The sequence below is a fragment of the Sporosarcina sp. GW1-11 genome (genome assembly GCF_033088395.1).
Lineage (GTDB): Bacteria > Bacillota > Bacilli > Bacillales_A > Planococcaceae > Sporosarcina.
On record NZ_JAPMIW010000005.1, the window covers coordinates 68225 to 82191 of the forward strand.

Consider the following 13967-nt stretch of genomic DNA (forward strand, 5'->3'; position numbering starts at 1 on the left):
GGTGCGTGTCATGAAAATGGAGACCAGACTCATAGGAATGACGGAAAGTTTTTTATTCGTAGCGGGTGAAGAAGGATTGACACTCGCCGAGTTAGCTGTATTGCTAGAATGCAACGAAGAACAGGCAACCGAAATAGTGAACGCTTTGCACGAACAGTATGAGCAAGATGCAAAGCGTGGAATCACATTGAGAAGCTATGGTGGTAGCTATCGTTTAGTGACGAAAAGCGAATGGGTAGATGATATTAAAAGAATGCTTGAGAATCCGAAACCTTCGACTTTTACACAAGCCGCTTTAGAGGTGCTTGCAATCATTGCGTACAAACAACCGGTGACGCGAGTGGAAGTGGATGATTTGCGTGGCGTAAAGTCTGAACGTGCGCTGTCTTCTTTAACCGGCAAAGGATTCGTTGAGGAAGTCGGACGAATGGATGGACCTGGACGACCTATTTTATATGGGACGACAGATTTCTTCTTGGATCGCTTTGGTTTAGCATCTGTTTCAGATTTACCCCCACTTTCACTTGAGGAAGAGTCAGAACCAGAGGATACAGATTTATTTATGACGAAATTTCAGGAAGCCTTTTCAATCCAAGACGAAGGAGGACAAGATGATTGAGAAAGACTTCGGTCATAGCTTCGTTGTTGCTAGTGTTAACGTTAGTAGCACCTACTAACATCTATGCTTCCGGCTCTTCGTGGGCGGTGATAGATGCAGAAACGGGTAGATTATTAAAGGGTGAAAATGAACACTACCCATTACCAATCGCAAGTTTGACGAAAATGTGGACGGCCTATACATTTTTGGAGTTACAGTCAGAAAGTGAAGAAACGGTGATTTCAGCAGAAGCGGCAACTGCTGAAGGTTCGTCTATTTATTTGCAGCCTGGTCAAGTGATGCAGACTGATGATTTGCTATATGGATTGATGCTGCGTTCTGGAAATGATGCTGCGCAAGCACTAGCAGAACATGCTGGCGGCTCAGTTGAAGGATTTGTTTATCTGATGAATGAAACAGCAGAGCGCCACGGATTGGAGCAAACGTATTTTACGAATCCATCGGGGCTGCATCATGAACGTCATGTGTCTTCAGCATATGATACTGCGAAAATGTTATATTTTGCTATGAAAAATCCGGAGTTTCGAAAAATTGCTACAACAAAAAATCATTCGTTTGAAATAGATGCAGGAAAGAACAGCTGGCAGAATAAGCACCGCTTGCTACTGTCTGAGCCTTCTGCAATTGCAGGCAAGACCGGTTTCACAAAAGCCGCGGGCCGCACACTCGCAACATACTTTGAAAAAGACGGAAAATCGGTCATTGTTGTGACGTTGAATAATGGGGATGACTGGAAAGTGCACAAGTATCTATCACAGCAAGTATTTTCTCATTACCAACGCTATACTGTCGCGAAAAAAGGACGATATCAAATCTTTCCACATATGACCGCTACACTAGACGACTCTATTACATTGCTCGTTAATAAAAATGAAAGAAAGTCACTATCTAATGTATTGCAAATACCTCAAACAGAACAACCGCAGAAAAAAGGCTATTGGACTATTTACTTAGAAACAGATCCGATTAAGACTGTAGCTGTAGATATAGACACGAAAAAGTAAATAGATGACTCACTATTTCGAAGATTGTCCTCTCTAGGTCAGTCTTCTTTTCATTTGACTCAAAGTGTGACATAATTTTTTCAGTATGTAACACCAAGGAGGAAATTATGGAAAGATTACAAAAGGTATTAGCGCAGGCTGGCGTGGCTTCAAGAAGAAAAGCAGAGAAGCTCATCCTAGACGGCTTAGTTAAAGTAAATGGCGAAGTAGTAACAGAACTAGGTACAAAAGTTAGCAGAATGGACACAATTGCTGTAGAAGGCGTTCAATTGACGAAAGAAAAGCCAGTCTATTATTTACTCTATAAACCTAGAGGTTACATCTCGACGGTGTCTGATGATAAAGGTCGCAAAACGGTCATCGATTTAGTGCCTGAAATTGAGGAACGGATTTTCCCGGTTGGTAGACTAGACTATGACACGTCAGGTGTTTTACTTTTGACGAATGACGGGGACTTCTCTTACTTAATGACGCATCCGAAATTTGAAATTCAAAAAAGATACGTCGCAAAAGTTAAAGGAATCCCGACACGGGAGAACTTGAAAAAGTTAGAAACAGGCATTGAGTTAGACGATGGAAGTACAGCACCTGCTCATGTCAAAATGACAACAGTCGACAAAAAGACCAACACCGCTCTTGTTGAAATTACGATTCATGAAGGACGTAATCGTCAAGTGCGTAGAATGTTCGATGCGATCGGTTGTCCAGTAACGAAGCTAAAGCGTGAACAATTTGCTAATTTAACGACACGTGGTCTCAATGCGGGGGAAGCACGACAATTGACGACACATGAAATAAAGCAATTACGTGTGCTTGCAGAAACGGGTAAGATCGGCTAAAAAAGCCTTTAAAGTTCACAAACCTATCACTACTGTAGCATCCACTGATTTTCCCTTTTGTTATAATGAGATAGGTACGTAAGGTAGGTACGTAAATTTGACAGGAGGTTACATGATTGGTCAGAAAGAAAAATAAAAAGACTATCCGGCTAATTAGCAGGACAGCCCTTCTATTAATTTTGGCAGCCATCATTGTTTACGCGATTACTTCAAAAGATAAAGTAAAAGTATTAGCTGAAGGAGATAAAGCTCCTGACTTTGAGCTTGTGGATTTAGAAGGAAATGCACATCGACTGTCTGACTACAAAGGGCAAGGTGTGTTCTTGAACTTTTGGGGGACTTGGTGTCCGCCGTGTAAAAAGGAAATGCCGTATATGGAAGACGTGTACAAAGACTTCGAAGCGAAGGGTGTACATATTCTAACAGTTAACGTTGGAGAACCGAAAGTGAAAGTGGAACTCTTCCGTGATGATATGAATCTAACGTTTCCTATGTTGTGGGATAAGAATAAAACAGTGATGGACTTATACAATATTAAGCCATTACCTACGACTTTTTTGATCAATCCAGAAGGTAAGATCACGAAAGTTATTAAACAAGGAATGACAGAACAACAGATTGTAGAATATTTAGAAAGCATTCAACCAAAGTAAGGAGTTTGATACTCAATGAGCAAAATATCATGCCAATGTGGTCATGAAAATCCTTACGGCACGGAGCTTTGCGAGCAGTGTGGACGTCCATTATCAAAAAAAGCAAAGGAAAGTGACATTGTTGATATGCGATACGAGGGGGCTTCTAGAAGATCCCAAACGTATAAAAGTTCAATAATCGATAAAATATGGAACTTTTTCTCCAGTGTCAAAATCGGTGTCGGCATTATTGTGGCTGTGTTACTCGCTTCTGCAATTGGGACTATTTTTCCGCAGAAATTCTATGTACCTGCAACAACAGATGCGGAGTATGCGGAATACTATGAGCGTCTTTATGGTGTCGTAGGGAAATTTTATTTCGAATTAGGTTTTTATGATATGTACAATAGTTGGTGGTTTAAAGTTTTGATCGGAATGCTCGCGACTTCTATTATTATCGCAAGTATTGACCGAGTCGTACCACTTTATAAATCACTTAAAAAGCAACGGACACGCCGCCATCCATCCTTTATGAAGCGTCAGCGGATTTATGGGGAAGGCGCAATTGAGAATACAGCGGAATCTTTTGCGAAAGCAGAAGAAGAACTGAAAAAAATGCGTTACAACGTAAAAACAGAAAACGGTGCAATTTTAGCTGAAAAGCATCGTTTCTCTCGTTGGGGTCCGTATGTTAACCATACAGGACTCATTATCTTTTTCGTCGGCGTATTACTACGCGGTATTCCAGGCTTCTATGTGGATGAAGCGATGTGGATACGCGAAGGTGAAACACGTAATATCGTCGGTGCGCCAGGATATGTACTTGAAAACAAAGGCTTCACATTAGAGAACTACACTAAAGAAGAAGCAGAAGAAGTTTTTGGTGCTGCATTAGATAAAGTGGGCTCAATTGTGAAAACGTATAAGACCGACGTTACACTGTATAAAGAAAAAGAAGGTTCATTACCTGGTAGTGATAATCTTGAAAAAGTTGAAGATTACGCAATCGTTGTGAATAAACCATTAAAATTCAATGGTTACAACGTCTTCCAAATGGACTACAAACTAGATGAATTGAAAACAATGACGTTCCATTTAGTGGAAAAATCGTCTGAGGCTTCATTAGGTGAATTTACGGTCGATTTAAGTAATCCGGAAAAAGAGTATGATTTAGGTAATGGTGCGTCTGTAAATATGCTTGGATTTTATCCGGACTATGACGGTATAAAAGATGGTGAACCGTATTCGAAGTCACCGGTTCCAAACAACCCAGCATTCATCTTCCAAATGAATACGCCTGAAAAGCCAACAGGCGAAAAAAGCTTTGTTGCGATTCGCCAAACGCTTGAGGTGGAGCAAAATGATTATGCGATCAAATTTGCTGCTGCAGAAACACGGAATATTTCGGGTTTAACGATCCGTAAAGATAAAACATTGTATATTTTATTGCTTGGTGGTCTAGTCTTTATGATTGGTGTCATTCAAGGAATGTATTGGCAACATCGCCGAATTTGGATTCAAGAAGATGCGGATGGTCATGTATTAATAGCTGCCCACACGAATAAAAACTGGTTCTCTTTACGTAAAGAACTAGATAAACTACGACAATCGACTGCTTTGCCTGCTTATATAGATCGTCAGGATCCTGAGTTGGACAAGCCAGAACAGGAAGGGGACGAAGAAATATGGACTTAGTTACGATCAGTAGTAACTTATTATTAGTATCATTTGTTGCGTACTTAGTAGCGACTCTATTTTTTGGTGGAGCCATTAAAAAGTCGAAATCAGAAAAAGCCTATCACAATAGTAAATGGGGAACGATTGGTCTTGTCATTACGATCATCGGATTCCTTACACATGTAGGTTATTTTGCTACACGATGGATTGCATCGGGTCACGCACCGCTTAGTAATATGTTTGAATTTACAACTGCATTCGGTATGATGCTCGTCGGTGCATTCATTCTGCTGTATATTATGTACCGAACGCCTTCTCTTGGGTTGTTTGCTTTACCGATTGCGATTATTATCATTTCCTATGCAACGATGTTCCCACGGGAAGTTACTCCGTTAATCCCTGCATTGCAAAGTAAATGGTTGTTCATCCACGTAATTACAACGGTAATTGGTGAATCCATTCTTGCGATTAGTGCGGTAGCTGGATTAGTATTTCTAGTGAAAAACATTGATATGACGAAAAAATCTAAACAACGTTTTTGGATTGAAGCAGTCATGTTTACGCTCGTCCTCGTTTTAGGTTTTGTCGTAACGTCTACAACTTTCAAGGTATTGGGCTATGAAGCGGAATTCACATATATCGATAAAAATGAAGCACCTGCAGAAATCACCTATCATGTTCCGCCACTATTCGGAATGAACGAATACGAAGCGATGACACCAGGTGCGATGACACCGTGGGTAGAATTGCCGCCAATTATTAACGCTCAAAGATTAACATCTCTAACATGGTCAGTTGCAGCAGGGGCTGTGCTTTACTTGCTATTGCGCCTCATTGCGCGCAAGCCACTCGCTGCTGTGTTCCAGCCGCTAGCGAAAAAAGCGAATTCTCAGTTGATGGATGAAATCGGTTATCGTTCCGTGTTAATCGGATTTCCGGTGTTTACGCTCGGTGCGTTGATATTCGCTATGATCTGGGCGCATGAAGCGTGGTCGCGGTTCTGGGGTTGGGATCCTAAAGAAGTATGGGCTCTCATCACATGGTTATTCTACGCTGCTTTCCTTCACCTTCGTCTTTCTAGAGGATGGGAAGGTCAGAAATCTGCTTGGCTCGCTGTGATAGGTTTTGTTATTATTATGTTCAACTTAATCGCAGTTAACTTGATTATTGCGGGCTTACACTCCTACGCGTAAATTTTGGCTGCATGGCAACTATTGTCATGCAGTCTTTTTATTTCTTTTTATACTGTATAATAGGTACAATAGAGATAGAAGTATGTCGAAAGGGGAATTATTTGTGGAAGAGACTGTGAAGCTATTAGTAGTGGATGACGAGGATCGGATTCGCCGATTGCTAAATATGTATTTATCACGTGAAGGTTATGAAATCGATGAGGCTGTCGATGGGGCGGAGGCGCTAGAGAAAGCATTCGCTGAGCAGTACGATTGTATCCTACTCGATGTCATGATGCCTGAAAAAGATGGATTAGAAGTACTTGCGGAACTACGTGAGAATAAGCAAATGACACCTGTTATTTTATTGACAGCTAAAGGTGAAGAAGCGGATCGTGTAGGCGGCTTTGAAAGTGGTGCAGATGATTATATCGTTAAACCGTTTAGTCCGAGGGAAGTCGTGTTGCGAGTCAAGGCGATGCTAAGAAGATCTGTGTCATTCCCGAATGTTTCATCAAATACATCATCAAAAGATTTGGTTGTGTTTCCTCAACTGACGATTGATCACGATGCACATCGTGTGACAGCAGAAGGTAAAGAAGTCAACCTAACACCGAAGGAATACGAACTACTATATTTCTTAGCAAAGTCACCAGATAAAGTATTCGATCGTGAGCAATTATTGAAAGAAGTATGGCATTATGAATTTTTCGGAGACTTACGTACAGTTGATACGCACGTCAAACGGCTTCGTGAGAAGTTAAGTCGCGTTTCAGAGCGGGCAGCGAAAATGATCGTTACGGTATGGGGTGTCGGCTACAAGTTTGAGGTTCCGAACGAATGATTAGAATATGGAATTCAATTGTCGGGAAGCTATGGGCCACCATATTGCTTCTCGTTTCATTTGTACTATTTATCGTGACATTGCTTCTACTAGAGTTCCTAGATAATTTCCATACGAAACAAGCGGAAGAATCATTGCAGAGGGAAGCTGCCACCATCAGCAAAATTGTAAATGATCGCGATAAACAAAGTATGAATTCCATGCATGTAATTATAGATGACATTTTGGATAAGGAAACAAATGCTGTAGTCATTGATCAACAAGGGACTGTACTATATTCGTTCCATACGGCCAATAGCAAAGAGGAAATCGAGAAAAAGTTATTAACTGAGAATAGTTTATTCGAATCACCGGAAGTTGGAAAGCAGATAGTAAAAGAAATGATCTTGCCTTCATTGACTGAAAATGAAGTCATGGAGCAATATTTAATTTTATCGTATCCTTTTGAGTCAGCACCTGGTAAAATCGCCAGTGTGTTGATGTATCAGAGTTTGGAAGCTGTCCATCGAACGACGAAAAGTACGACGAATATCGTGTTCTTATCAGCATTTATCGCTTTTATATTGACTACATTTTTCGCCTTTTTCTTATCGACACGTATAACATTACCACTACGTAAGATGAAGCAGGCAGCGTTTGAGTTATCTAAAGGAAATTTTGATACGCATTTACCCGTTGCGCAAAAAGATGAAATCGGACAGTTAGCAACTGCTTTCAATCAGATGGGGCGCCAGTTGAAGTATAATATTGAATTGATTAAACAAGAAAAAGAACAATTATCAAGTATTCTAACATCAATGACCGATGCGGTTATTACATTTAATCAAGATTACTCGATTTTATTGAAAAATCCGCAAGCTGAACTATTGCTGAAGCAATGGTATGGCTATAATGAGAAAAAGGATCATCCGTTGCCAAAAGAAGTATTTCATATGCTCGAGCATGCGATTTCATTTTCTGAACAAGTAGAAGATGAATTAGAGCTTGGTGGACAGTTTTATGTTATTTCTATAAGTCCTTTGTATAGTGAAAACAGCATTCGTGGAGCAGTCGCTGTATTCCGCGATATGACCGAACAGCATAAGCTCGATAAATTGCGATCAGACTTCATCGCTAACGTCTCTCATGAGCTTAGGACGCCGATTTCGATGCTACAGGGCTATAGTGAAGCGATTATTGACGATGTCGTGAGCAGTGAAGAAGAACGTATGGAAATGGTACAAATCATTCATGATGAATCAAAGCGAATGAGCCGTCTAGTGACGGATTTGCTGAACTTAGCACGAATGGAATCTGGTCATATTCAATTAAACCAAGAACCATTGCCAGTAGTAGACTTCCTTAATCGTCTAGTCACTAAATTTTCACAAGTCGCAAAGGATGCGGAAGTAGATTTATCGTTGAAGACGGATGAATCAACGAGTCTTTTTGTAACAGCCGATGAAGACCGCTTGGAACAAGTATTTACGAATCTAATAGATAACGCTATTCGCCATACTCCTAACGGTGGAGCGGTGACATTAGGTATTTACCGATCAAAGGACACATTAGATATTACCGTTGCAGATACAGGTGTCGGAATACCTGAAAAAGATTTACCATTTGTCTTTGAGCGTTTTTATAAGGCGGATAAAGCACGAACGAGAGGAAAAGGCGGTACTGGGCTTGGCTTAGCGATTGCAAAAAATATTATGGAAGCACATCACGGATCGATCCTCGCAACACGTGGAGAGGTTACAGGTACAATCTTTATTTGCTCACTTCCATTTGATCAGTCAATAGACTGAAACTTTTTCGGATATAAATCGACTACTCTATAGAGAGAAGGGATTGAATGGATGATTCCGTATTTCTGCGTTTATATGAAGACTATAACCGAGATGTATTTAACTTTTTGATCTATCTCACTCGCAACCGAGATATTGCAGAAGATTTAATGCATGAAGTATACATTCGAGTGCTTAAATCGTATGGGAATTTTGAAGGTAAAAGCTCGGAAAAAACATGGTTATTCGCTATTGCTAAAAATGTTTCCATTGATTACTTCCGTAAACAAGCAACAATTAAAAAACATACCAACCTTCACTTTGATTGGGAAACGACAGAATTAGTTGCAGTAGATCGTCTACCGGAACAGCTAATTGAGTTGGATGATGAAAAAAAGGTCGTGTTAGAAGCGTTGCATAGTTGTACTGGTGATCAGAAAATGGTCATTCTACTGCGATTTTTCCAAGACCTAACGATTGCTGAAACGGCGGACGCATTAGAATGGACAGAAAGCAAAGTGAAAACGACGCAGCATCGTGCAATCAAAGCACTACAAGAAAAGGTAAGAGAGGAGGATAGGGCATGAGCAAAGAGAAGTGGGATGAAGAAAAAATTGACAAAACGTTACGTGAAATGCCTACGATTGAGGATCGACGCTCAAAAGAAGAAGTGTTTCAAAGACTAAAAAATGATTCAAGATTAACTGCAGGGCAACCGAAGAAAAGAGTATCCAAAGGAAAGTGGAAGCCGACTATTGTAGCGGTTGCGGCGGTTCTTTTACTCACAATCTTAGTGCCTACATTCCTCAATCATACCGAACAAACGGCAATGGATAAAACGACTTCACAAGAAGCAACAGAGTCAGTGAAGATGGAAGACCACTCCACTATAGGTAATGAGAATGCAGCAAATGAAGAAAGTGCCGAAAGCGCCGATGAGATTATGTTTTCAAGAGTTACAGACGTGCATTACGCAGCATATGCTGACAGTACACAGATACCTTTTCGTATAGGTCTGGCAACTGATCAGGCGACGATTATTCCGGTTACATTCTTATTGCCACAAGAACAAGTAGTACGTGATCTTCAGACAAGTGAACCTGATACTGTGGCTTTATATAACGCATATGCAAAGAAGATAGATGAGGAAACACTAGGCTTCACAGCGTATCACCCATATAATGCGGAAGTTTCATCCGAAAACAAACGAGTAGTCATGAAGTTTCCCGCTAATCATTCGTACGATCTAGCAAGTGCTACACTAGAAATGTTGAATCTTTCTATTCAAGCGACGTTTTACGGCATGGATGAGGTTGAATTTCTTCAAGAAGATGGATCACCTATCGAGTTTGATCAAGTAGGTGAAGTAGCCGAACCAATTACACTGACTGGAGCTGCAAAACATCAAGCGTATTATCGATTTACACAAAGTAACGCAGAGCAGCTTCTTTCTTCGAATTTTGGACAGTCCTATGAGACGGTAGAAGAGGCCCTTGAGGCAATGAAAGAAACTCCGAATGATATTTATTCTAGCGTTGTGCCTTCAAATATTGATTTTACCGTGACGGAAGAGCAAGGAATTGTACATGTGAAATTCACACAACAATTAGATTTAGACAGGTTGCAACTAGAAGATGCAATGCAGTTGATTGAAGGCATCTTATTGACAGTGGCAAGTTTTGATAAACAAGTTCAGTTTAGTCATATAGTACAAGAGAACTGGATGAACTTTGATTTTACACAGCCTGTGAAAAAGCCAATTGGTGCCAATCCAAAGTATTTGATTATCGAATGAAACTGTTTTGTAAACTCATGTAGTTTACAAAACAGTTTTTTTGCGCTACAATATGAATATAATTAAATATTGATTCATCTTCGGGGCAGGGTGTAATTCCCGACCGGCGGAAATAAAATAGTTTTCTATTTTTAGCCCGCGAGCGTAACAGCAGATTCTGGTGAGATTCCAGAGCCGACAGTATAGTCTGGATGGGAGAAGGTGAAGGTGCAGCCATCTTTTTGTGTACGCAAAAATGGTGCTTGTTTTCGGTCGGATAAATGTAGTTTGTTTATCTGTACTTAACATTGCATTTAACTCTCCCTAAAGCATAGCTGCTTTAGGGATTTTTTAGCGAAGCACTAGATGAGTGAGCCTTTCCTCTTTTGAAGTGAATCGCAAAAGGAGAGAGGAACAATTGAATAGAAAAAGGTTACGCAAATTGATTTTGGTAGCTATATTAGGAAGTATCTCGACAGTTTTAATGCAGTTCAATTTTCCAATTCCAGCTATGCCTGGATTCTTGAAAATTGACTTTAGTGAAATTCCGGCAGTCATGGCAATTATGACGATGGGTCCAGTTGCAGGAATTGGTGTAGAGTTATTAAAAAACGTCATTCACTGGTTTTTATCAGGAAGTCCTACAGGTGTTCCAGTGGGCGAGATTGCGAACTTTGTGACAGGCATATTATTCATTATGCCAATCTACTGGATTTACATGAAATATCGTTCAGCAAAAGGTTTAGTAGCAGGCTTGATCGCGGGTACAACAGCCATGGCAGTTGGTATGAGTTTGTTGAATTACCTAGTGTTTTTGCCGATGTACACGTATTTCCTAGGTATGCCTCCTGTAACAGGTAATGCATTGTATCAAATGATTATATTAGGAATCTTGCCATTTAACTTGATCAAAGGTGTCATGTTGTTGGCTATTTCGTTAATGTTATATAAGAGTATGGAAAAGTGGATTTTCCAGCAACAGAAGAAGTTGTTGTTCTAACAGTAAAAAGCAGTCCCCTCGTAGCGAGGGGACTGCTTTTTGTGGTTATATAAGGTGGAGAAAGTAGACTTGACAAGTAGTCTGGGATTTACAGCATAGATATGCCACTAACGCTACGCTAATGCAAAGTCTAGAGTCTCAAGACTTATCGGGGGTCTCCCTGTTCCAGTTCTTCTGAAATGTAGCGAAATGGTACACTATCCACTATCCCATTCTATTTATCCAAGCTACTAAATGCCTGTTCTAACGGCTCTTTTAAAGGAGTAGCTAATGTTTTTGCATATTCTGCGGTTAGGTGGTTATTATCGCGATAGACAATAATGTTGCCGATTACGGGATAACAAGTGGTTTCGTCACAGAAGTAATCGGTTAGGTCTTCGAAGATGACGTTGGATGGTATGCCTTCGGTGTTTTTCCAAGGAAGTATATCTGAAACGCCTTCTGAACGATTGATTGCGCAATCTAACGGCTCTTTGGCGTTTTCTAAACAAAGAGGAATTTTCTCTTTCATCCGCGGGTTATCCCGAATGGCAAAAATCGTCGTGACTCCTTCAAGATACTTCCACTGATTAATATAGCCGGGTGGGACTTTATCATGCTTGTTCAGAGTGGCTGTCGTAAATACTAAATCGGGTGGATTTACTTTTAAGTCTTCTATTAAATTAGCGTTCCACTCAACACAAGCTTTTGTTAAATATCCGTCGGGGTCTTCATCCGTGAATCGACAACCATCGTGATTATACAAGTCGATTCGGAAATTTAGTTTTTCTGCTAGTATTTCAAGTGCAGGGAACCAGTGTCCGGAATGGGAACCACCGACTAAAGCGAGGACGTACTCTGGATTGTTCAATACGCCATACGAACACATTTTTACTTCGGTAAGATCGCGCGCTAAACAATGGGTATCTTCATAAAATCTAGGTAAATCGTTTTTGATAGCCAATGCCGAAGGGACAGGTTCCAAACCTTTAGGTGGATCCAAGTCATAAAAAATACTTTTAGCACCTGGATAGTCTATTTCATTCTGCTTCCAATTGATCATACTCGCTGATGTCTTTTGTATATAGACTGAAATCGTCACTATCGATGTGCATGTTAGTAAAAGCATACAACTTAACACAGCAATGAGTAGGCGTTTCTCAGGCCCTCTACCTATCTTAAGGACTGGCTTTTCGAGTAGCTTAGTCGAGAAAAACGACAATATGAATGTGATAAGTAAAAGTATGATGCCATCTAGTATAGGCACTGTTGTTGTTTTAAAATATCTTTGATAAAAAATTAAAAGCGGCCAATGCCATAAATAAATTCCATACGTCAGACCACCTAAATATGTAAAGGGTTTGATGCTTAACAATCGATTGACACCGAATTTGGTAACAACTTCTGCTGAAATTAAGATCAATAGCACGCCACTAATAGGCACTAAAGCCAAGTAGCCAGGAAAGCCAGTAGATACGGGCAATATGACACCTGTTAGGCAAATAATCAATAGTCCTATCCAGCCAATAGCGGTACTGACGCCTTTATTGAATCGCAAATAAGGAGAAAGTAAAGCGAATATACCACCGATACTGAATTCCCACATACGAGTGAATGTGTCAAAGTACGCCCACGGTTGATTGACATGTGTTTGATAGATTGAATATGACAATGAAGATAAGCACACTATAAGTAGTGAGACTAGTAATGTTTTCCGTACCGGTGTCTCTAACACTTTTTTTGCTATAAAATAAACACTAGTAATTAAAAGCAGCCAAAGTATATAAAACTGACCTTGTACGCTGAGAGACCAGTAATGTTGGAATGGGCTGGCTGCGTTGTCCAGTGCCAAGTAATCTACGGAGTCAAAAGCCAATCGCCAGTTTTCATAATAAAATGTAGAAGCTGCAATATGTGCAACGATTTCTCCCCACTCAATCTTCGGTAAAAAAACTAAAGACAATACACCAGTAACAATTATGACAAGCAGTGCTTGCGGGAATAGTCTTCTAGCTAGCCCTAAGATGAAGTTAGGGAAGTTTACAGACCCTGTTTTCTCAATTCTTGAAAGAAGAGATAAGGTTATTAAGTAACCAGAAATGATGAATAATACATCGATTCCTCCGGATACTCTGCCCAACCATATATGGTAAATCGCGATGAGTAGGGTTGCGATGGTTCGTACACCTTCGATTTCAGGACGAAATCTCTTTTCGGATGAGCGTAAATCAGTCATACGTGTTCTTCACCCCATAAATTTTATATAGCTCATAAATAAATACAGACTGTCACTATACTAATAGAATGCAGTGGGAGTTTCAAATCCTATATTTGCTAGTAATGAACGGTGGACAACCAAAAAACAACACATCCTACGTGCGGAAGTGTTGTTAAGTATGAATCAATCTTCATATTTTAATGGATCGCCTTCGAAGGCCGCATCCGCAATTTTAATTGAATCAGTAGGGCAACCATCAAATGCGTCTTCAAGGTCCTCCATCAGTTCTTCTGGAACTTCAGTGTTTCCCATGTTATCATCTAAAATAACAAACGCAATTCCTTCATCGTCATAATCATAGATATCTGGTGCAGCTGCGCCACATGCTCCACATGCGATGCATGTATCTTGATCGACAATCGTAAACTTTTTAGACATTGTCT

Annotated in this window: 13 protein-coding genes and 1 riboswitch; of the genes, 11 read left to right on the forward strand and 2 right to left on the reverse strand. The window is 40.2% G+C overall.

Annotation, left to right across the window (positions count from 1 at the left end; genetic code table 11):
* Positions 1-10 precede the first annotated feature (10 nt).
* The 11 genes from scpB to ORD22_RS05165 all read left to right on the forward strand — a co-directional run bounded on the left by scpB (position 11) and on the right by ORD22_RS05165 (position 11327).
* Positions 11-619 carry an SMC-Scp complex subunit ScpB gene (scpB, locus tag ORD22_RS05115; RefSeq protein WP_317644838.1) on the forward strand — a complete coding sequence of 203 codons (609 nt, stop codon included), beginning with the start codon at positions 11-13 and terminating at the stop codon, positions 617-619.
* Positions 616-1623, forward strand: coding sequence for a D-alanyl-D-alanine carboxypeptidase family protein (locus tag ORD22_RS05120; RefSeq protein ID WP_317644840.1), 1008 nt, complete (start codon positions 616-618; stop codon positions 1621-1623). Before scpB ends, ORD22_RS05120 begins: the two co-directional genes overlap by 4 nt.
* A 107-nt stretch (positions 1624-1730) precedes the next feature.
* Positions 1731-2462: a pseudouridine synthase gene (locus ORD22_RS05125; RefSeq protein WP_317644841.1), complete on the forward strand. Its 732-nt coding sequence runs from the start codon at positions 1731-1733 to the stop codon at positions 2460-2462.
* A gap of 116 nt (positions 2463-2578) precedes the next feature.
* Positions 2579-3115: a thiol-disulfide oxidoreductase ResA gene (resA, locus tag ORD22_RS05130; RefSeq protein WP_317644842.1), complete on the forward strand. Its 537-nt coding sequence runs from the start codon at positions 2579-2581 to the stop codon at positions 3113-3115.
* Positions 3116-3130: 15 nt separating this feature from the next.
* On the forward strand, positions 3131-4789 hold the full coding sequence (resB, locus tag ORD22_RS05135; protein WP_317644844.1) for a cytochrome c biogenesis protein ResB: 1659 nt from the start codon (positions 3131-3133) through the stop codon (positions 4787-4789).
* Positions 4780-5964 carry a c-type cytochrome biogenesis protein CcsB gene (gene ccsB / locus ORD22_RS05140; RefSeq protein WP_317644845.1) on the forward strand — a complete coding sequence of 395 codons (1185 nt, stop codon included), beginning with the start codon at positions 4780-4782 and terminating at the stop codon, positions 5962-5964. Before resB ends, ccsB begins: the two co-directional genes overlap by 10 nt.
* Positions 5965-6046: 82 nt before the next feature.
* A complete protein-coding gene (locus tag ORD22_RS05145; RefSeq protein WP_411567620.1) occupies positions 6047-6787 on the forward strand; it encodes a response regulator transcription factor in 741 nt (246 codons plus the stop codon).
* Positions 6784-8574, forward strand: coding sequence for an ATP-binding protein (locus ORD22_RS05150; protein WP_317644846.1), 1791 nt, complete (start codon positions 6784-6786; stop codon positions 8572-8574). The genes ORD22_RS05145 and ORD22_RS05150 overlap by 4 nt, the downstream gene beginning before the upstream one ends.
* A gap of 47 nt (positions 8575-8621) precedes the next feature.
* The gene (locus tag ORD22_RS05155; protein ID WP_317644848.1) at positions 8622-9140 is read left to right on the forward strand and encodes a sigma-70 family RNA polymerase sigma factor; all 519 of its coding nucleotides are present in this window, start codon (positions 8622-8624) and stop codon (positions 9138-9140) included.
* Positions 9137-10348 (forward strand): GerMN domain-containing protein, encoded by a 1212-nt coding sequence (locus tag ORD22_RS05160; RefSeq protein ID WP_317644849.1) that lies wholly within the window; start codon positions 9137-9139, stop codon positions 10346-10348. Before ORD22_RS05155 ends, ORD22_RS05160 begins: the two co-directional genes overlap by 4 nt.
* Before the next feature lie 72 nt (positions 10349-10420).
* Positions 10421-10555, forward strand: a riboswitch (FMN riboswitch).
* Between the two features lie 190 nt (positions 10556-10745).
* Entirely contained in the window at positions 10746-11327 is a 582-nt protein-coding gene (locus ORD22_RS05165; RefSeq protein ID WP_317644850.1) for an ECF transporter S component, read from the forward strand.
* A 214-nt stretch (positions 11328-11541) separates the two neighbouring features.
* Here ORD22_RS05165 and ORD22_RS05170 read toward each other — a convergent pair whose 3' ends face one another.
* The gene (locus ORD22_RS05170; protein ID WP_317644853.1) at positions 11542-13542 is read right to left on the reverse strand and encodes an acyltransferase family protein; all 2001 of its coding nucleotides are present in this window, start codon (positions 13540-13542) and stop codon (positions 11542-11544) included.
* Positions 13543-13707: 165 nt separating this feature from the next.
* Positions 13708-13962, reverse strand: a complete 255-nt coding sequence (locus tag ORD22_RS05175) for a ferredoxin (protein WP_317644854.1) — start codon at positions 13960-13962, stop codon at positions 13708-13710.
* Between the last annotated feature and the right edge of the window lie 5 nt (positions 13963-13967).